23 protein-coding genes are annotated in these 19620 nt (G+C 56.7%); 9 read left to right on the top strand and 14 right to left on the bottom strand.

Features of this window, described 5'->3' with window-relative positions; genetic code table 11:
* Positions 1 to 32 precede the first annotated feature (32 nt).
* From AC6I7Z_RS22155 to AC6I7Z_RS22130, 6 genes are all read left to right on the top strand, one after another.
* A complete protein-coding gene (locus tag AC6I7Z_RS22155) occupies positions 33 to 446 on the top strand; it encodes a DoxX family protein (protein ID WP_497815961.1) in 414 nt (137 codons plus the stop codon).
* A 45-nt stretch (positions 447 to 491) separates the two neighbouring features.
* Positions 492 to 1151, top strand: coding sequence for a sugar dehydrogenase complex small subunit (locus tag AC6I7Z_RS22150; protein ID WP_497815960.1), 660 nt, complete (start codon positions 492 to 494; stop codon positions 1149 to 1151).
* The gene (locus tag AC6I7Z_RS22145) at positions 1148 to 2740 is read left to right on the top strand and encodes a GMC family oxidoreductase (RefSeq protein ID WP_497815959.1); all 1593 of its coding nucleotides are present in this window, start codon (positions 1148 to 1150) and stop codon (positions 2738 to 2740) included. Before AC6I7Z_RS22150 ends, AC6I7Z_RS22145 begins: the two co-directional genes overlap by 4 nt.
* Before the next feature lie 2 nt (positions 2741 to 2742).
* Complete coding sequence (locus AC6I7Z_RS22140; protein WP_497815958.1) at positions 2743 to 4128, top strand: c-type cytochrome; 1386 nt, start codon at positions 2743 to 2745, stop codon at positions 4126 to 4128.
* A complete protein-coding gene (locus tag AC6I7Z_RS22135) occupies positions 4109 to 4582 on the top strand; it encodes a GlcG/HbpS family heme-binding protein (protein WP_497815957.1) in 474 nt (157 codons plus the stop codon). The genes AC6I7Z_RS22140 and AC6I7Z_RS22135 overlap by 20 nt, the downstream gene beginning before the upstream one ends.
* A gap of 293 nt (positions 4583 to 4875) precedes the next feature.
* Positions 4876 to 5130, top strand: a complete 255-nt coding sequence (locus AC6I7Z_RS22130) for a hypothetical protein (RefSeq protein ID WP_497815956.1) — start codon at positions 4876 to 4878, stop codon at positions 5128 to 5130.
* A 9-nt stretch (positions 5131 to 5139) separates the two neighbouring features.
* Here AC6I7Z_RS22130 and AC6I7Z_RS22125 read toward each other — a convergent pair whose 3' ends face one another.
* The 13 genes from AC6I7Z_RS22125 to AC6I7Z_RS22065 form a co-directional block, all read right to left on the bottom strand.
* On the bottom strand, positions 5140 to 5370 hold the full coding sequence (locus AC6I7Z_RS22125; RefSeq protein WP_497815955.1) for a hypothetical protein: 231 nt from the start codon (positions 5368 to 5370) through the stop codon (positions 5140 to 5142).
* Between the two features lie 54 nt (positions 5371 to 5424).
* The gene (locus AC6I7Z_RS22120; protein ID WP_497815954.1) at positions 5425 to 5907 is read right to left on the bottom strand and encodes a MarR family winged helix-turn-helix transcriptional regulator; all 483 of its coding nucleotides are present in this window, start codon (positions 5905 to 5907) and stop codon (positions 5425 to 5427) included.
* A 191-nt stretch (positions 5908 to 6098) separates the two neighbouring features.
* Positions 6099 to 6419, bottom strand: a complete 321-nt coding sequence (locus AC6I7Z_RS22115; RefSeq protein ID WP_497815953.1) for a YmdA family protein — start codon at positions 6417 to 6419, stop codon at positions 6099 to 6101.
* Positions 6420 to 6620: 201 nt separating this feature from the next.
* Positions 6621 to 8888, bottom strand: coding sequence for a xanthine dehydrogenase family protein molybdopterin-binding subunit (locus AC6I7Z_RS22110; protein WP_497815952.1), 2268 nt, complete (start codon positions 8886 to 8888; stop codon positions 6621 to 6623).
* Between the two features lie 24 nt (positions 8889 to 8912).
* Positions 8913 to 9905, bottom strand: coding sequence for an FAD binding domain-containing protein (locus tag AC6I7Z_RS22105; protein WP_497815951.1), 993 nt, complete (start codon positions 9903 to 9905; stop codon positions 8913 to 8915).
* Positions 9902 to 10390, bottom strand: a complete 489-nt coding sequence (locus AC6I7Z_RS22100; protein ID WP_497815950.1) for a (2Fe-2S)-binding protein — start codon at positions 10388 to 10390, stop codon at positions 9902 to 9904. Before AC6I7Z_RS22100 ends, AC6I7Z_RS22105 begins: the two co-directional genes overlap by 4 nt.
* 234 nt (positions 10391 to 10624) lie before the next feature.
* Positions 10625 to 10900, bottom strand: a complete 276-nt coding sequence (locus tag AC6I7Z_RS22095) for a putative quinol monooxygenase (protein ID WP_497815949.1) — start codon at positions 10898 to 10900, stop codon at positions 10625 to 10627.
* A gap of 76 nt (positions 10901 to 10976) precedes the next feature.
* Positions 10977 to 12143, bottom strand: a complete 1167-nt coding sequence (locus AC6I7Z_RS22090; RefSeq protein WP_497815948.1) for a zinc-dependent alcohol dehydrogenase — start codon at positions 12141 to 12143, stop codon at positions 10977 to 10979.
* Positions 12144 to 12677 (bottom strand): SRPBCC family protein, encoded by a 534-nt coding sequence (locus tag AC6I7Z_RS22085; protein ID WP_497815947.1) that lies wholly within the window; start codon positions 12675 to 12677, stop codon positions 12144 to 12146.
* A gap of 139 nt (positions 12678 to 12816) precedes the next feature.
* Complete coding sequence (locus tag AC6I7Z_RS22080) at positions 12817 to 13113, bottom strand: hypothetical protein (RefSeq protein WP_497815946.1); 297 nt, start codon at positions 13111 to 13113, stop codon at positions 12817 to 12819.
* Between the two features lie 1274 nt (positions 13114 to 14387).
* On the bottom strand, positions 14388 to 15809 hold the full coding sequence (locus AC6I7Z_RS22075; RefSeq protein ID WP_497815945.1) for an amino acid permease: 1422 nt from the start codon (positions 15807 to 15809) through the stop codon (positions 14388 to 14390).
* A gap of 880 nt (positions 15810 to 16689) precedes the next feature.
* Positions 16690 to 17058 carry a TraR/DksA C4-type zinc finger protein gene (locus tag AC6I7Z_RS22070; protein WP_497815944.1) on the bottom strand — a complete coding sequence of 123 codons (369 nt, stop codon included), beginning with the start codon at positions 17056 to 17058 and terminating at the stop codon, positions 16690 to 16692.
* Positions 17051 to 17185 (bottom strand): hypothetical protein, encoded by a 135-nt coding sequence (locus AC6I7Z_RS22065; protein WP_497815943.1) that lies wholly within the window; start codon positions 17183 to 17185, stop codon positions 17051 to 17053. Before AC6I7Z_RS22065 ends, AC6I7Z_RS22070 begins: the two co-directional genes overlap by 8 nt.
* A gap of 304 nt (positions 17186 to 17489) precedes the next feature.
* On the opposite strand from AC6I7Z_RS22065, the gene AC6I7Z_RS22060 reads away from it, so the two are divergent.
* The 3 genes from AC6I7Z_RS22060 (at position 17490) to AC6I7Z_RS22050 (ending at position 18791) form a co-directional block, all read left to right on the top strand.
* The gene (locus AC6I7Z_RS22060) at positions 17490 to 17930 is read left to right on the top strand and encodes a PACE efflux transporter (RefSeq protein WP_497815942.1); all 441 of its coding nucleotides are present in this window, start codon (positions 17490 to 17492) and stop codon (positions 17928 to 17930) included.
* A gap of 194 nt (positions 17931 to 18124) precedes the next feature.
* Positions 18125 to 18547 (top strand): hypothetical protein, encoded by a 423-nt coding sequence (locus AC6I7Z_RS22055; protein ID WP_497815941.1) that lies wholly within the window; start codon positions 18125 to 18127, stop codon positions 18545 to 18547.
* Between the two features lie 40 nt (positions 18548 to 18587).
* Complete coding sequence (locus AC6I7Z_RS22050; protein ID WP_497815940.1) at positions 18588 to 18791, top strand: Hha/YmoA family nucleoid-associated regulatory protein; 204 nt, start codon at positions 18588 to 18590, stop codon at positions 18789 to 18791.
* A 102-nt stretch (positions 18792 to 18893) separates the two neighbouring features.
* Here AC6I7Z_RS22050 and AC6I7Z_RS22045 read toward each other — a convergent pair whose 3' ends face one another.
* Positions 18894 to 19136, bottom strand: coding sequence for a putative hemolysin (locus AC6I7Z_RS22045; protein ID WP_497815939.1), 243 nt, complete (start codon positions 19134 to 19136; stop codon positions 18894 to 18896).
* Positions 19137 to 19620 lie beyond the last annotated feature (484 nt).

Below are 19620 nucleotides of genomic sequence, written 5' to 3'. Positions count from 1 at the left end.
AAATAAGAGTGCTAACCTGAATTAATAAAAAAATGCGTAATGTTAAAAACGGCATATGGGCGCTGTCGCGCCTGTTTGCGGTCGGACTCTTTTTTATTTCCGGCCTCGATAAAATAATTCATTATAACGAGAATATTATTCTGATGCGTGAACATCAGGTATCAGGTTATTTTCTCCCCTGGGTTATTTTACTGGAGGTGGCGGGCAGCGTAGCAATAACCGCTGGATTTTTAACGCGTTTCACCTGCATATTCATGGTGGCGCTGTCGCTGTTGTCCGGCTTTTTGTTCTACCCCGGCTATTCGCATGTACATCTTATGATCTGGTTAAAAAACATCTCCTGCTGCGCGGGTTTTTTACTGCTATTTATTCATGGCGCAGGCAGCTGGAGCCTGGATAACTGCATCGAAATATATTTTAAAAATAATAAGCGCGTCTCATTTTAAAAAAATAATCCTTATTTCCGTACCTGACTCGTCCCCGGAGAATAAATGAACAGGCGTCACTTTCTGCGTCTGATGCTCGCATCAGGCATCATCATCCGCATGCCCATTACCGGCTCGCCGGCCGCTCACGCCGCTGAACCCGAAAACCGCTTTCACAGCGTTAGCCTGGCGCTAACCGGACGACAGCAGCTGGATCCGGCGATCGGCCAGCGTTTGTACGCGCTGTTAACGCGCCAGAACCCGCTTTTTCCTCAGCGTCTGTCGCAGCTGGCCGAGCGCCTTGACCGCAGCGACTCCCGCGCGCCTGAGGCGCTGCTGGCGTCGCTGTCCGAGGAGGAGGTCGACACTGCGCTGGCCATCATCACGCCCTGGTACCTTGGCTATACCGGCAATCCCGCCACCACGCGCGCCACTGACGACGCGCACTTTGTCAGTTTTCTCTCCGCCCTGATGTACGAGCCCACCGCCGACGTTACGCCGCGTCCTTCTTACTCGCAGCGCGGCAGCGACTACTGGCAGGCGGTGCCGGACGGCGTCAGCGCGCCGCCGATGCCGGCGAATATTCGCGCCTGGGGAAAAGCGTCGCCGCGCGCGGCATCCCGCGTCGCGCAGCCGCAACCGGCCTGGCTGGCAATGGTGGAAGGACGCGCCAGAACCTATGCGGAGGCTTTGCGCCTCACCGACAGCGCCGGAGATCGCTCATGACGCACTATGACGCCGACGTGGTGATTATTGGATCGGGCGCGTTAGGGGCAAACGCGGCATATCAGCTGGCGAAAGCGGGCAAGTCGGTGATCATGCTGGAGGCCGGCCCCTATATTCCGCGCTGGAAAGTGGTCGACAACTACCGCAACAGCCCCAGCAAACGCAACTGGTGCGCACCCTATCCCAACCTGCCCTGGGCGCCGAACAGCTACAGCGACGGCTATATCGAGGCGCAGGGCGATGACGATTTCAACTATGTCACCAGCTTTCTCAAGGTGGCGGGCGGCAGCACGCGTCACTGGGCCTCTGCCTGCTGGCGGCTGCTGCCCAACGACTTCAAACTAAAAAGCGTGTACGGCGTCGGGCGTGACTGGCCGATCGCCTATGACGATCTGGAATCCTGGTATCTGCGCGCGGAGCGCGAGGTGGGCGTGGTCGGCACCGCAGAGGAAGATCAGAGCGGTCAGGGACGCGACGCCTGGCCGCCGCGCTCCGCGCCCTATCCCCTGCCGCCGGAAGCGAAGCCCTACATGGTGCAGCGCATGCAGGCGAAGCTCGGACCGTTAGGCTATCAGGTGATCCATGAGCCGCACGCGCGCGTTTCCCGCCCTTATGACGGCCGTCCCGCCTGCGCCGGCAACAATAACTGTGAACCCGTTTGCCCTATCGGGGCGATGTACTCAGGGGATATGCACGTTGATAAAGCGGTGGCGCTGGGGGTCGATCTGCGCACCGAGTCGGTCGCCTGGAAGCTGGAGAAGGGGCCGAAAAACCGCATCGTCGCGGTGCACTACCGCAAACCTGACGGCCGCGACGTGCGCCTGAGCGCCAGGGCGTTTGTGGTGGCGGCGCACGGGCTGGAATCCCCGAAGCTGCTGCTGATGTCCGAGGTGGCAAACAGTTCCGATCAGGTCGGCCGCAACCTGATGGATCACACCGGGCTGAGCATGACCTTTCTTGCCGACGAACCGCTCTGGACCGGACGCGGCTCGGTGCAGCACGGCAGCATCGCCACCCGACGTGATGAACCCAGCCGCGCGCAACACTCCGCCATCCGCTACGCGCTGCGCAATCTGGTGCCGAACAGCGATGTGACGCCCGCGCTGCTCAGGCAGGGGCTGGCGGGCCGCGAGCTGGACGCGGCGATACGCGACCGCGCCTCGCGCATTATGAATATCAGCACCATGAGCGAAACCCTGCCGAGCCCCACGAACCGGGTGATCCCTCACCCGACGCGGCGCGACGGCGCTGGCCTGCCGACCCTGCAGGTTAACTATCAGCTGGACAGCTATGTGCGCGGCATGCGACCGCAGGCCTATCGCGACTTCGCCAATTTCCTGATGGCGTTTAACGGCGAGATGGTGGAGCCGCCCACCGGCTGGCGCAATCAGTATCACATCATGGGCACCACGATAATGGGCGACGATCCGCGCGACTCGGTGGTTGATGCGCACTGCCGCAGCTGGGATCACGCCAACCTGTTTATCGCCTCTACCGGCGTGATGCCCACCTCCGCCACCGTGAATCCTACCCTGACGGGCATCGCGCTGGCGCTCCGTCTGGCCGATACGCTGATTCAGGAGCTGTGAAGATGCGAACGGCAACCTTTCTTCTGCTGTTTCTCCCCGCGCTGGCGCTGGCGCTGGCGCAGCCCGACAGCGCCACCCTGAAGCGCGGCGAATATCTGGCTATCGCGGGCGACTGCTCCGCCTGCCATCGCAACCCGGATAATGGCCACCCCTTTTCCGGCGGCTATCGCATCTCCTCGCCGCTGGGAGACATTATCGCCACCAATATCACGCCGTCGCGCGTTAACGGCATCGGAAACTACTCTCTGGCGGATTTCCGCCGCGTCATGCGCGAGGGGCGGCGGCGGGATGGTAGCTATCTCTATCCCGCGATGCCCTATACCGCCTTCGCCTCGCTGACCGATGAGGATATCGCGGCGCTCTACGCCTGGTTGATGACGGGCGTTCCCGCCGAAGATCATCAGGTGCCCGCTACGCAGCTCCCTTTTCCTTTCTCCTGGCGCGCGATGATGGCGCTGTGGAACGGCCTGTTTTTGTCGCCGCAGCCCCTCGCCAGCGGCAGCGCTGAAGCGATCGGCAACGCGCGCGGCGAGTATCTGGTGAAAACGCTGGGACACTGCGGCAGCTGTCACACGCCGCGCAACGTGCTGATGGCGGAGAAAAGCGCGAGTTTCCTGCGCGGCGGAGCCGTCGGCAGCTGGCAGGCGCCCGATCTGACTCAGGCGCGCCTTTACGCCTGGTCGGAATCGGAACTGGCGACCTACCTTAAAACCGGCTCGCTGCCGGGCAAAGCCAGCGCGGCGGGCGAGATGGCCACCGTAGTGGAAAACTCTTTTTCCCGCCTGACCGACAGCGATCGACGCTCTGTCGCCCGCTATCTGCTGACGCTGGGTCAGGCGCCGGCCGATGCGCATGCTGCGCCGACGCCCCCTCCGCGCGCTATTGCAGCGTTCGAGACCGGACCGTCCGCGACGCTGCGCGGCGCCATCGGCGGCGAGCAGATGAACGGCGCGCAGCTCTATAACGCCGCCTGCGCAAGCTGCCACGGCGCGCAGGGCGAAGGCAGCCGTGACGCGCCGCAAACTTTTCCCCGGCTAACCGGCACCTCGGCGGTGCTCAACGCCGATCCCGCCAACCTGATTATGACCGTCGCAGAGGGGGTAGACCGCACCACCGGCTCAGGCCACGCCTTTATGCCACCCTTCTCCAGCCAGATGAGCAGCGCCGAGCTGGCGCGTCTGCTGGACTATGTCTCAACGCAGTTCGGCACGGCCGGACGGCACATCACCGAAGAGCAGGTTAATCACACCCTGCGCCATCCCAGGCATTCGCTCTGGCTGCAGCGCGCGCCGTGGGCGGGAGCAGGCCTGCTGGCGCTACTGATCTGTCTGGGGATATGGCGCTATCGAACGCATAAAAGGAGTCACCATGAAAGCACCTCTCTGTAGCGCACTCTGCGCCCTCGCCGCGTTGTGGAGCGTCACGGTCAGCGCTACGCAGACCCAAACCATCCTGAGCGCCGAGGATGCGCAGCGCATAATTTCGCGCGCGGAAAAAGAGGCGCAGTCGCTGAAGGCGCAGGTTTGCATTGCCGTGCTCGATCGCGCCGGACAGCTGCTGGCCTTTAAACGCATGGATAACGCGCCGCCGGGCTGTATCGACTCGTCAATGCAAAAAGGACGCGCGGCGGCGCTTTATCGCACCTCGACCGACAAATATATGGCGCGAGCCAACGGCACAGAGCCAGCGATAGCCACGCTGCCCAATATGGTGCCGCTGGGCGGCGGCGCGATCGTGACGGTTAACGGCGAGGTGACGGGCGCAGTGGGCGTGAGCGGAGCGGCAAATCCAGCGGAGATCGCCATTGCCGACGCGGGCAGCAAAGCGCTTAACGCGCCCTGACCTCGCCTCTGGCGAAGGCGGCAAAGCATTACGCGGGGCGGAGCGGCTATCCGCCCTGCGACAGAATAAGAATGAGACGCTTTTCTAATAAATTCTTCTTCAAAAACATCTATTTATTTTGTGACATGAAAATCAAAAGGCAAAATGTTATAAACTTGATAAGCTAATCAGGCGCAAAGCCAGTTTCTGTGCAACCGTGACGATGCGCAGTGCGCAACGCCTGCCCGAGACGCAATCACTCAGGGTAGCGTTTTCGCCTGCGTCCAGATCAAACTTAATGACATGATGGCAATATGAGTAAAAATGACGACGAAAAGCTGGTTGATATTTTGACAGGCGAGGCCGTGATGGCGCTACTGGCGCAGGATTCGCCCGTTTTTGCCGAGCACGTCGTGGCGCAGCTTCAGGCGATGGCGGCCTCTGAGCGCGATCCCATCAGGCTGCGAGCCTTTCAGCACGCGATTGCCGAGCTACTCGGCGCCGCGGGCCAGCACGGCGCCGCTTCTCGCTACGACGACTGGCAGGAGAGCGAGCCCACCCTTCACTGATCGCCGCCGCTATGGCCTGATTTTTTTAGCGACAAAGCGTGCCGCATCACGATATTTTTTTTGCAGCAGCGCATCCGCTGTCTGTTCAGCTTGTTGTTCGAGCAGCGTGCTCAGCCCCGCCAGCTCAAGCGGCTTTCCCGCTTTTAACAGCAGCGACGCTATCTCTCCGATCGCCGCATGAATATCGTCTGCATCTTCTGCTTTTTCAGTGCTCACAACGCCTTTGTCCATGCTGGTCATTATCGTTCTTAGTCCCTGACAGCTGCGCCTGGGTAAATGTCTACATTCGGACGATCAGGGAATCGCCTTGATCAGTTTCTGCCGCAGGGCCGCGACCCGGCTGGTCAGATCGGATAACTCCTCAAGCGGCGTATCCATCACTGAGATCATATCCGCCGGCACGCCAGCGGCCTCGGATTTCAGCGCGGTTCCCGCTGGCGTCAGCGTAATCAGCACGCGACGCTCATCATGTCCCGTATCGCGCCGTCTGCTGATCAGGCCCGCCTGCTCCAGCCTTTTCAGCAGCTGGCTCAGCGTGCCCGAATCAAGATGGACGCGCGCCCCCAGTTCAGAGACGGTGACATTGTCGGTTTCCCACAGCGCCAGCAGAACCAGATACTGAGGATAGGTCAGCCCCAGCGGCTTCAGACGCGACTGATAGAGCTTGGTCATCGCCAGCGAGGCCGAGTAGAGCGCGAAGCAGAGAAACTGATCGACGGTAACAGGCGCGCTGCCTTGCGAAGCGCCGCCGCAGGTTTCTGGTAATTCTTCATTCATGGTATTGCTGCTTATTATCTGATCGATAGAGGACGGCACTGCGTCATCCTGTGAGGCCGTGATAATATTGAATCAAATTAAATTGATGTCAACCTACCAGCCAGAGAGAAATCTCTGATTAATCAAAATTTCCTTTGCTCGCGGCCAGCGTGAGCTGTTGCAGGGCCTCGCAGGTCCTGCAACAGCGCGAATCAGTTATAGTCGACCCGAACCACCGCCTTCGACTTTTGCGGGTTCAGGTAACTCAGGCTGACGTGGTCCACGCCAGGCAAAACCACATCGCCTTGCGCCACCTGCTGAATGCCGATTTGCTGCGTATGAACGCCGTTGTTGTTCTGGCAGGTGAAGGTGATGCGGCTGGCGGCTGGGGTTAACTGGCAGGGATTCTGCGAGATCGCGCCGCTAAACGTCAGAGAACCGCCTGACGTCAGGGGCGCGGCGAAAGCGGAATTAAACAGCATTAGAAAGGTCAGACCAAGACCAGCACTCACTTTTGCAGCGGACGATGTCATCAACAGACTCCTCTGGGAAGTTCGTCCGTGAAAGGGATAATGCGATCCGTTATGGCATTGAATGGCAGAGCGTGACTCTTGTTATCACTGGCACTGTGAGTAACAGTATATTCACAAAGATGAAAAGCCGCCTGTCATTTAAGAAGGGATGTCTCTGGCGTGAAAGAAACGGCGATGCCTCTCCGACATCGCCGTTGCGCTTTAGTCGATCAGCTTATCCAGAGAGAGCGGCAGATCGCGAATGCGCTTGCCGGTCGCGTGGTAGACGGCGTTGCTGATGGCCGCCGCCATGCCCACAATACCTAGCTCGCCGACCGCTTTGCCGCCCATCAGGGTGGCGTGGTGATCCGGCTCGCCGACGTCGATGGTGACGATCTCCGGCACGTCCGCATTCACGGCGATCAGGTAGTCCGCCAGGTTGTTATTGATGACGCGGGCGTTGCGCGGATCGATGACGCCCCCTTCCAGCAGCGCCTGGCCCAGCCCCATCACCATGCCGCCGATCCACTGGCTGCGCGCCAGCTGCGGGTTGTAGAGACGGCCGCTGTCAAAGGCGGAGACCATCCGCTTAACCCGCACGGTGCCGAAATCTTCGTCGACGCGCACCTCAACGAACTGCGCGCCCCAGCTGTGCGCGGAAAAGGCTTCCGGACGCGTCATTTTCGCCATCGAATGCACCGCCTCATCGCGATCCTCTTCGCTATCCTCCTCAGAGAAGGTGCCAGAGAGCACGGAAAGCGTCAGCGAGTCGTTCAGCTGCACCAGTTTGTCGTAGCGAATGGCGCGGTCGGGCTGATTTTTCACGCATACGGCTCCGTCGCGCAGCACCAGCTGCTCGCGCGCCACCTGAAACAGCGGCAAACCGGGCGATTCAGTCGCCAGCGTAAAGAGTTTCTCGCGCATCGCTTCCGCCGTCTTGTGCACCGCCGCGGTGAGATTGCCCGCCAGCTGCGAGCCGCCTGCTACGCCAGCGCGCGGCAAATCGGTATCGCCCAGCTCGACGCGGATCTGGCGCGACGGGATCTGCAGCACCTCGGCGGCAGTCTGCGCCAGTATGGTATAGGTGCCGGTGCCGATATCCGCCCCGGCGCTCTGCACCACCAGGCTGCCGTCGCTGTGGAAAATCAGCTTCGCTTCGGCGGGCGAGCGGCTGACCGGATAGGTCGCCGTCGCCATGCCCCAGCCAATCAGCTCGCGCCCTTCGCGCATCGAGCGCGGCGCCATGCTGCGCCTGTCCCAGCCGAAGGCGTCAGCGGCGGCGGCATAGGCCTCTTTCAACCGGCGCGTGCTCCAGGGCGCGTTCAGCTGATAGTCATGATCGGCCCAGTTGCGCAGGCGGAACTCCAGCGGATCGATTCCCAGCGCACAGGCCATCTCATCCATCGCCACTTCCAGTCCAAAGGCGCTCGGGTTCTCGCCCGGCGCGCGCATCCAGCCAGGCGTAACGGTGTTGATCGCCGCCACGTAGTGACGCGAATAGACGTTCGGCACGGCGTAGAGACGGCCCGTGACTTTGTTGGTGCCCTCGGCGAAGGTATCGATCAGCGAGGTGTCGCTCAGGCCGTCATGGATAATGGCCAGAATTTTACCGTCGCGCGAGGCGCCCATCTCAAGGTTTTGAATCGTCGCCGGACGACCGCCGAGGCCGGTAAAGGTTTGCGGCCGGGTTAAAGAGACTTTGACCGGCCGCCCCAGCGCGCGCGAGGCGACGCAGGCGAGCGCCACATGGGTATAGGGCACCGGCTTAGAGCCGAAACCGCCGCCCACGTAGGGGGAGATGATGCGCACCTGGTCAACCCCGATGCCCAGCCATTCGGCGATCTCGGTCTGTGCGCCCATCACCCACTGGCTCGGTTCCCAGACCGTCATACGCTCATCCTGCCAGGAGGCGACGCAGGCGTGCGGCTCCATCGGCATGTTGTATTCGCGCGGCGTCGCGTAACGGCTTTTGATTTTGACTTCCGCCTGCGCCATCGCCTGATGGGCATCGCCGAGATCGATATTGGTGCCGCTGCTCTCTTTACGCGCGGCGCGCGGATCGTCCGGGTAGATCAGCGCCGGTTCCGTCTCATACTCCACTTCCACCAGGGTGGCGGCCCAGGTCGCCTGCTCGAAGGTCTCTGCCACCACAAGGCCGATATTCTGGCCGTTATGGATGATCTTATCGTCCTGAATCGGCGTATAGGTGGACTGCGCCGCGCCGCCGTCGGCGATGGCGGTCGGCTTATTGATTTTCAGGCTGTTGAGGTGGGTGTAAACCGCCAGCACGCCCGGCGCCTGACGCGCCTTTTCGGTATCCATACGGGTGATGCGTCCACTGGCAACGGTGGACTGGATCACCACACCGTACGCCGCATTTTCCGGCTGATGCTCAACTGCATAACGCGCTTCGCCCGTCACCTTAGCGACGCCGTCGCCGCGCTCGCGCTTTTCGCCCAGCGCCTGATAACTCTTTTCTGCCGTATCCATTGTTAATCCTCTCTGTTCGGCCTGTTAAGCCATGCCGCCCGCTTTCATCAGCGCGCGTGCGATGGCGCGCGGCGCCAGCAGTTTCTTGTGCTGGTTCTGCGGCAGCAGCTCGGCGTCCTGCACCACCAGCTCGGCGGCGCGACGCAGGGTCTGCTCGTTGAACGGCTGCCCGCGCAGCGCGCCTTCAACGTGCCGCGCGCGCCATGGCTTCGTCGCCACGCCGCCGACGGCGATGCGCAGATCGCGGATGCGGTCGCCATCAAGCTCGATGCCGACCGCCGCGCTGGCGGCGGCGAACTCATACGAGCTGCGATCGCGCACTTTCAGATAATGGGACTGGCGCAGCGCCGGCGTTAACGGCAGCTCCACCGCCACGATCATCTCGTCCGGGGCCAGATCGTGCTCCAGATGCGGCGTATCGCCCGGCAGCAGGTAGAACTCATCAATGGGAATGCGGCGTTCGCGCTGTGCGGCGTTGCGCACGATCACTACCGCTTCGAAGGCGGTCAGCGCCACCGCCAGGTCGCCGGGATAGACCGCGATGCAGCTTGCGCTGGTGCCCAGAATGGCATGGTTGCCGTTGACGCCGTCGCGCGCGGCGCAGCCGGATCCCGGCCGGCGTTTATTGCAGGCGGAAAAGGTATGGGGATCGCGGAAATAGACGCAGCGGGTGCGCTGCAGCAGATTGCCGCCGATCGACGCCATGTTGCGCAGCTGCGGCGACGCCGCCTGCCACAGGCTGTCATAAATCGCGGGCGCCTTTAGCTGGCATTCAGGATGATTTTCGACCTCGCTCATACGCGCCAGCGCGCCGATGCGCAGCGTATCCGCCGTAAAGGCGATTTCGCGCATCTCCGGAAGCAGGTTGATGTCAATGAGCGCGGCGGGCTGCTCGACGTCGCATTTCATCAGGTCGATCTGGGTGGTGCCGCCTGCCAGGAAGCGGCTGCCTGCGCGCTGCTTCTGGCGCAGCGCGTCGTCCGCGTCGCTGACGCTGACGTAGTCGAAGGGATTCATGTCGCCTCCTTGCTGAGATCGGCGGCCGCCTGCTGGATCGCCTCGACGATATGGGGATAGGCGCCGCAGCGGCAGAGATTGCCGCTCATATATTCACGGATTTCGTCCGCCGAGCCGGCGTGCCCTTCGTCGATGCAGGCCACGGCGGACATAATCTGCCCTGGCGTGCAGTAGCCGCACTGAAAGGCGTCGTGTTCCAGAAAGCGCGTCTGCACCGGATGCAGGGTGCCGTCGGCCTGCGCCAGGCCTTCAATAGTGGTGACCGACTGGCCGTTAGCCTGGGCCGCCAGCGTCAGGCAGCTCAGCACGCGTTTGCCATTGATAAGCACCGTACAGGCGCCGCACTGTCCCTGATCGCACCCTTTTTTGGTGCCGGTAAGCGTCAGGTGCTCGCGCAGCGCGTCAAGCAGAGTGACGCGGGGATCCACCTGCATCGTATGCGGTTGCCCGTTGATCTCCAGCTGTAGTTGTAGATTTTCAGACATAGCTCGTTTCCAGTATTTAACGGGTTTTAAAATGGGGTGTTATGCACGTTATGAGGGAGGCTATTGTGGTGTGCAATCCGTTAAGTCTAGACGGCTAAGCGAAAGCGGGGTTGCCTGTTTCTGGAAATCTGTTGCCTGATTGTCCAGGTAGCGATTTGAAAAGGGTAAACGGAGGTTATAAAAGGGAACCGGCCGCGGCGGCGGGTTCCTTGCTGGCGGTGCGTTTCGCAGGCGTCAGGCGAGCTGCGTGATAGCATACTCGCGGGCAATCGCCGCCGTTTCCCGCCCCCACGCCGAGGCTTTGGTTCTGGACTGATGCATATCGAAAGTTTGCTGGCTGGTGAACAGCTCTTCTACTGACCAGATCAGCGGATCCGCCGTCTCCTTTACCTCGAAGCTAAGGCAGCCTGACTCTTCTTTCGTCAGCCTGATATGCTCGGGAAGATAACGGCGCACCCGCGCCGTCTCCTCCGGGTTTTTACAAATTAGCCGACCGGTAAGCTTGATCATCGTTTTCCCTTCTGTTGCGTCACGTTGCGACTTTTTTACTACAAAAACGTGACGCTGCGCTATCCCGACGGTCTGTTCAGGGCGCGAATACCGCGCGCACGCAGCCATCCTCTTTATGCTTGAACATCTCATAGCCGCGCGGCGCCTCTTCCAGCGAGAAGCGGTGCGTCGCCATAAAGGCGGGATTCAGCTCGTTCTTCGCCACGTGATCCAGCAGCCGATGCATATAGCGCTGCCCGTGCTGCTGCGCGGTGCGGATCGTCAGGCTTTTGTTGATCATCAGCCCGAGCGGGAATTTGTCCATCACGCCGTAGACCCCCAGAATCGCGATGTTGCCGCCTTTGCGGCAGGCGTAGAGCGCCTGACGCAGCGCGGCGCCGACGTCGGTTTCCAGATGCAGCAGCTGTTTGGTTTTATCGTAAACCTGGCTCAGCCCTTCGCCGCGCGCCTCCATGCCGACGGCGTCGATACAGCTGTCCGGGCCGCGACCGCCGGTCAGCTCCAGCAGCGCCTCGTTGATATCGACCTGGGTATAGTCGAGCGCTATGCTGCCGGCATAGTCCCGCGCCATCGCCAGCCGCTCCGGGTAGCGGTCGATGCCGATGACCTGATGCGCGCCCATCAGCCATGCGCTTTGCTGCGCCATCAGGCCCACGCCGCCGCAGCCCCACACCACCACGGTGTCGCCGGGATGAATATTGCAAAAATCCGCGCCCATATAGCCGGTCGGCGCCGCGTCGGAGAGAAACAGCGCCTGCTCGTCGGTTACCCCTTCCGGCACCACAAAGCAGTCGTTGTCGGCGAAGGGGACACGGACATATTCGGCGTGCGAGCCGGCGTAGCCGCCAAAGGCGTGGCTGTAGGCGTAAATGCCGCCGGTTGGATGGCCCAGCACCGTTTCGCCCTTCTCCCACTGCGGGTTGGTGTTGTCGCAGCAGGAAGGCAGCTGATGCTGACAGTACCAGCAGGAGCCGCACGAGATAAATGAGGGCACCACGACGCGATCGCCGCGGCGAATATTTTTCACCGCGCTGCCGACCTCGACCACCTCACCCATAAATTCATGCCCGAGAATATCGCCCTCGCGCATGCTGGGGATGAGCCCGTCGATGACGTGAAGATCGGAGCCGCAGGTGGTGGTCAGACGAACGCGGATAATCGCATCATGGGGATTGAGCAGGCCGGGATCGGCCACCGTTTCAACGCTGAGATCGTTTACGCCGTTCCAGCAGAGTGCGCGCATCTATTTCTCCTTATCCTGGCGGTCGGCATGGCGGCCAGCAGGCTGGCCGTCAAGGGTTGGAATTTCGCCGGTTTCGGCCAGACTTTTAAAGCGGTGCAGCGCCTTGCTGACAATCTCTTTAGGCAGGAGATCGAAAAAGGTGGTGACCTTTTTGCCCAGCGTACCGCCCGGCGGCGTAAAGCGCAGCGTCAGCGCCAGTTCGGTTCCCCACTCGCCGGGCGCCGGGCGCAGCAGCAGCTCGCCCTCGTTGGGGATGTCTGCGCCCTCCAGCGACTGCCAGGCGATGATGTCGCCCGGCTGCGCCTCGACGATGCGGCTCTCCCATGCGTAATGTTTGCCGAGCGGCCCGTCTATCTGCCACCGCGCGTCGCTTTTGTTAATGGGCGTGACGGTGGCGAAATGGCTCATGATGCGCGGTAAGGTGTCGGGCGCCAGCCAGAGCGCGAACAGCTCTTCGGCGGGACGTCCGACGGTTATCCAGCGCCGCAGCGTGAGCACATCAGCCGCAGCTTCAGGTTGTGAGTTTTTGGCCAAAGGATCCTCCCGTAAGGCGCAAACAGGCGATGAACACAGTTTGAGTTAAGTTCAGAGGATCGGATATTGCGAGCGTAACCGCAGAGGAAGAGGGGCATGCGAGGATCGAAAAAAAAGCCGGGGACCTTCCCCGGCCGCACTATTGCTGGCTGTTCTGCCAGTGACGTTCGCAGTGTTCACGCGCTTCTGCAAGTAAATCTCGCAGCTCGGGCAGGCTGTCGCCTGAGCCGTAATCCATCGCGACGGCCACCTCTTTTTGTTCGTCTCTGGCCGCGAAAGTGAGCTTCTCGTCCAGTTTTTCCCAGTCGCCGTCGTGCTGACGGTAGATCAGCGCATAGGTCGGCGTGTTTTCGTCATCGCCGTAAATTTCATATTTCTGCTCAGGGGCGTCGTCAGGGCCGAACTGCAGCGTTTCGATCAGGGTTGCATCACTCATCTTGTTCTCCTTCGTGGGTAAGCAGTAAGGGTAGCTCATCGCGCGAAATCTCCTGAGATCTGAACAGATGACTCGCCGCGCGCCTGTCGCGCGGTCAGGGGGAAATAAAAGTAATGACCTCTCAGTAAACATAGGAAGATAGTTAATATTAAGGGAAAACAGATATATTTCTTTATGCCTGTTCTCAAAATGGAATAATAGTGTCAATGCGCGGAAGACATAGCGCTAGGTGGTTTTTCGATAGAATGGTAATATTTTTGTTATTGTTCTTACCAGTTACTATTGAAATATCATAAAATGTATCACTCATCCAGAAAATTAAGCGCTATTATGTTCGCCTGGGGTCTGGCTGGCATCCTTTTCTTGTTATTTATTACTTACAAAGTTCACGCCAAAGCCATTTTTCAAACGGCAGAATGCCTTTATCATAAAAGTTTCGAAAACTATTTTGACTGGTTAACGCACATATCACAATTTATTTACAGGACAATCTTTGAAACCTGCGATCATGATTATCGTTAACAGTATCAACACAAATAAAAACTAATGAAAAAGAAAACGAAACAACAGGTGCCATTTAACCAAAAATAACCAGACCAGAAATCCAGCCGAGCAGTAAAAGATTAAAAAAAGTAGCAGGCCTGCCAGTTTGTCCGAGAATCGCATTAGCATCCTTTCCAGCTTCATCAAAAGACTTCCGTAAAAATGACAGATTTCATAAATGCCTCATTTAACAAATCATGCTTTAATCAGCGTTCATTATCAGACTGGGATCATAAATCACCCTTCAACGCTTAATCTTACCAGCTAAGAATGTTCTCACCCTTTGAGCACGACAATCGGCATCAGGCATTTCAGGATCGCAGGCACCGCCCGCGATGAAATTATTCATAAATAAATGCGCTGCGGAAAATGTCTTACGACGGGGTGTTGAGTCAGGGTTTATCATGAGAAGAATAACGTTATCGCTGAGGTGTCTGCACGTCACACATCACGAGACGGATGATTTATGTAACTTTTGTTGTTTTTGCCCCTTGCCGGGCGCTTTTTTATTTTTAGCTCAGGCGAGCTTATAAAAAGGCAAAAGCAAAGCGTCAGCGCTTTGGTCTTTTATTTCATGCCGCGATATTTTGATGACCTCATCCAGACCTGATTTTTATACTCAAAGCTGATGATTAACTGCGCTCCTTCGGAGGAGCGCTTGTTCTCATCACATACAGCCGCCGTTAAAGAGCGCTCCTTAGGCGATGACGGCCGGCAGGTCGACGCAGACGTCAGGCGCTGCGAATGGCCTTGAGCGTTTGCGCTTTGCGCGCCTTCACTCGCCAGACGATCCACAGCAACCCAAACCAGAGCGGCATAGCACAAAGCGCGGCTAGCGTATCGGGATCGAATACCATAATCACGACCGAAAAGGCGAAGAACAGCAGGCTTATCCAGCTCATTACGATGCCCGCCGGCATTTTAAACCGCGACTGGGCATGCAGTTCCGGACGCTGCTTACGGTAGGCCAGATAGGCTACCAGGATCATGCCCCAGCTGTAGATCACCAGTATCGCCGCAAGCGTGGAGACGATGGTAAACAACGTCATAACGTTCGGCACAAGAAACAGCAGCAGCGTGCCGCTCAGCATGCAAAAGCAGGAGAAAAGCAGACTGCGCACGGGAATGCGCGTGCTTCTCGACAGAATGCGAAACTGCCAGTGCGCATGTTTTTCTACCGACAGGCCGTAGAGCATCCGGGTGCTGGAATAGACGCCGCTGTTGGCAGAAGACATCGCAGAGGTAAGGGCCACAAAGTTGATAATCGCGGCGGCGGCAGGCAGGCCCGCTTTGGCAAACAGGGTTACGAACGGGCTGACGTCGGGAGAGATCGCCGCCCAGGAGGTAACGGCGATAATCACGACCATAGAGAGCATATAGAAAATGATGATGCGCAGCGGGATCGCGTTAATCGCCTTCGGCAAGATTTTCTCGGGCTCGCGTGTTTCGGCAGTCATGGTGCCGAGCAGTTCAATGCCGGTATAGGAAAAGATGGCGATCTGAAAACCCGCGAGGAAGCCCGTCACGCCATGGGGCAAAAAAACGGCCGGATCTGACAGGTGATGCAGCGAGGCCTGCACGCCGTCGGGCGAGGTCCAGCCGGTGGCGACCATCCACAGGCCGGTAAAAATCAGCGCAACAATGGTGATGACTTTGATTAAGGCAAACCAGAATTCCGCCTCGCCGAACATCTTTACCGACAGCAGATTGAACAGACAGAGAATGCCCAGCGTAATAAGTGCCGGTATCCAGGCGGACATCTCGGGAAACCAGTACTGCATATAGCCGCCGCAGACCACCACGTCGGCAATGCAGGTCACGACCCAGCTCAGCCAGTAGGACCATCCCAGATAAAAGCTGGCTTTAGGGCCGAGATAATCGGCGACGAAGTCGGCGAAAGAGCGATAGTCGAGTTTCGATAACAGCACCTCGCCCATGGCGCGCATCACCATATACATAAAGAAGCCCACTAGCGCGTAGATGATGAGAATCGAGGTGCCCGCCACGGCGATATTCTTTCCGGCGCCCATAAACAGCCCGGTGCCGATGGCGCCGCCCAGCGCAATCATCTGAATATGGCGCTCGCTAAGCCCGCGCTCAAGCTGCGATGAAGAGGAGTGAGGCGACGGCGCGTGCGGTTCTTTTTCAGTCATGGCAATTCTTTCTAAATTAGGGAACTCGATTCAGCTTCAGCGCCGGTTCGCCCTCAAACCCGGAGCGCCTCTGAGAGTCGCCGCCCGTTTTTCAGCGCGGAATAGGTGTCGCCCTGGCAGGAGGACCGCACGCGAAAAGCCGGGCATCCTGTACCTGTTCGACGCCATATTTATTTCTCCTGTCGCAACAGGCGGAATAACGTGACGATTTACAGAAGTCCCTGCGCCGGTAATTAACTGGCGCAATTAAACCGCGCAATAAATATATTTATCGCACTCTTTGTTTTGCATAAAATAGTGAGAGCAGTCTCGATTCGCGTCGTTACTGATTAATGAAAGCCCTACCGTCTGTTTCAGTGAGACTCATACTGGTCGCCACCTGTAACAAAGTCAATACACACCCAACCCATTCTATTCACTTTTTGAACCCTTTCAAAGATCTGAAAAAATTGGCGAAAATGGCTTTTATGCAAAACAGACGCTGAATCAATGCATAAGTATGCAGCACAATATGGGTAAAAAAGATGAGTAATTATTCATATCCAGCCGTCTGAAAGCGGCTTATCTGATTTGATTGCGTCTTTACCGCTCATACAGCGGCAATGGATTAATCACAGAGCGACTTTTTTTAAGCAAAAAACGCTGTTTTTATTATGCGCCGGGCTCCCGCAACCCTGTGCGGTTAACTTTCTTTAGCGCAAAGCCAGAGGCATAAAGTGATCCGACAGGGTAACGGTGCGTTATCCAGACGGGTTAAGGATGGGGTGAGCGGTTTCTGGAGCAGAGAGAGGAGATTAACCTGCGCGTCAGCAGAATGATAACCGCACGCAGGTCGCATTATCTTTGCGGCCTGCCCGGCAGACAGGCTTGCGCCAGAGTGCTAACAGAGGTCCGGGCCCAGTTGACCGGTTCGCTCACGAAGTTCCAGGATTTCCTGACAGCTGATGCAGGTCGTGACCGAGGGCAGCAGCTCGCGCCGCTCAGCCGGAATATCCTCGCCACAGTTCACACAGGTGGTCCGGCCGGGGCGTGCCAGCCGACGACGAATCGCCTCGACTTCAGCGTTTTCGGTAAGGGAGATTGCCTCCATCGCCTCATCAATGATGTCTGCCATATATCGCGTCTCGAACAGGATCCTTACATTAAAAATAAATAAGCGGCTGGCGCTGCGTACGCCAGCCCTGACAATCAATGCCGCGGCTTGGCAGTAAAAATAAACAGCGAAAAGCGCCTTTTTTACGTCATGCAACCCAGGGGAAACCACCTTTCAATAACGCAATGGCTAAAATAGTGATGCTTCCCCAAAAGCCGAGGCTCAACAATAAAATAACCCGCCAGGCATCACTACTTGAATAATCTGCAATGCTGTTTTTCATCTTCGCTACCCTAATGTAATCAGGCCGATATACTTTGCCCCGTGGCAAAAAGATGCATCACGCATAAAGAGTTTAAAATGATGCAGCTAAATCCTTTGTCAACAATGCCATTATCGTCAGCGTCAGACTTGATACATATCAAATAAAAGAGGCGGATTTATTTTTTTACTATAGTAACCCCTCATCCATTATTGTCATTTGGGAATGGATGTTGTTTTTTATCACCTGTGTAGCCGTGGTGTTTTTCTCTCTTTTTTTGTGTCATCATTCTCCTCCTTCGTTGTCGCCTGTCAGAGATTCATTCGTGAGCCAACTCGCTATATTAAACCGGACGCCATTCGAACGAATGATGCACGCCATTTTGTTTGAAGTTATCGCTAATATTCTGGTGTTTATTATTTTGATTGCCTTCTCTTCCGCCGCGCCCGCGCAGTCAGGGGTACTGACCCTGGTTTCCTCCGCCGTGGCGATGGCATGGAATTATTTTTTTAATGTGCTGTTTGATTTCGCGCAACAGCGCACGGGCTTTAAAAAGGGGTTAGGGGTACGCAGCTTACATGCGCTTTTGTTCGAGACGGGGCTGCTGCTGGTTCTGGTTCCCTTTGCCGCATGGTGGCTGGAGATAACCCTGTTAGCGGCGATACGGCTGGAAACTGGTCTGGTGTTGTTTTTTCTTGCCTATACCCTGGTATTTAATCTTGTATGGGATTTGGCCCGGGATCGCCTCTACAAAAGCGCTGGCTAAATGTTCGCATTCTGTCTGGCTACCCTCACGCGCGACCGGCATCAATTTATTATTTCTTCGGTATAATGATTTCCTGTCGCCTGCCTTAACCGTAATTAAACCAGCGCGGAATTATCCGATCGCCATGACCCTCATGGTTACAAATTTGCTTGCCGGTTGTTAACTCATCCTCAATGCGCACCGCATCTCTGTTTATGAAATTTGTGGAAAAACGTTCTTTTTCAAAGAAAAAAACCGCTGGCGACAGAGATACTTTTATCAAAATGTTATATTTGAAAAATAATAATGGCCGTGAAGGCGTGAATCTCCCGGTTTTATCAGGCTTGATCTTGAAAAGGTTAATAACTATAAATGCCTCACAGCGAAGGGATATGACAGCGATTTCCGCCAGCATTGCTCGCTTTTTATTATTAGCCAGGGAGTTAACTAAATTGAAAATTGAGCCCTCTTCTCAGCATACTGATAGTCATTATCCACATGACAGATGCATTATTCTGGAATCGGGGCAGCCTCATTTCAGCAGAGGTATATCACCCATCCTTTTCGCCAGCGTACCAGAGCAGGGAAAGAGCAGCGGAAAACAGCGTCACTGGCGCAGACGATGCCGAACGCGCTAAGGGTTCCATTTATTTTACTGTCAGATACAGGAAAGAATTTATGAACAAAAATGATTATTTAAGTGAATTAAGGCGCTGCCCTTCAAAAGATATTCTCGATATCGTAACCAGTTATATGCGCAAGAAAGTCCCTTCACAAGACATATGCTCTTTTGAAGGGGCTTACGATCACCGTAAGGCTGAGCTGATAATGAATGAAATGCTCAACGATATTCCGGTGGATGTCTGGAGGCTGGTGAATTAGCAGGAGGAGTGAATCGGAAATATTGCTAAAGGAGAAAGGGCTTCACATCGTAGTGAAGCCCATTATATGGTCAGAATTGATGTGACAGGCCGACAGGATCGCTTACTTTGGATGATCCCGGTGATAAAGCGCCCACTCATCTATTTGTTCACCCGACGGCAGCGTGCAATAGCCTGTAACGCCCGCCTCGCTTTTTACCTGCGAAGGTTTTCCGCCGACATGAAGACACCAGTCGGTAGCCGGATTGTGCATGTCGAGGCGCTGCGGTGCCGGCGCGCGCTGCGCACAGGCGGCAAGTTGAAGCCCGGCCACCAGCAGCGTGACGGCTGTTTTACTGATTTTCATCACGTTAACTCCTGAGTCTGTTTTTATAAAGCATAGGTTAAGTGCCTTAAACAGGCTGTATGCCTGCATGAAACAGGAAAACTCGCTAAGTGTTCTGAAACGTCTTGAATACCTGACGTTATATTCCCCTGTTCATCATGATAATGGCAATATGCTGACAACGTTTTATTTTAGCTGGCTTCTGTTAAACCGCCTCTCAATATTACTCTCATCTGATTGTTATCTCCCTGGCAACAATCAATCGCCTAAATAGATATCCTCAAAAAACAACAGGTGTAATGAAAATTAACATCTTCCCCGCCATTACAATAGCCGCAGCGCCTTCATTTTTAATGGAAATTATTTTTACACTGATTTCCCTTCAGGTGATAAACGCAGTACATAACCTTTTCGCCATCTTTACATCATTAAAATTCGACCTGCATAATTCTGCTGATCTTTAACACTACCCTGTTCTTACTGGAACTATTAAAGAACATTTACA

The organism is Pantoea sp. X-Soil-MYKO-1289, from assembly GCF_059730625.1.
This window is presented reverse-complemented; position numbering and strand designations above follow the sequence as displayed.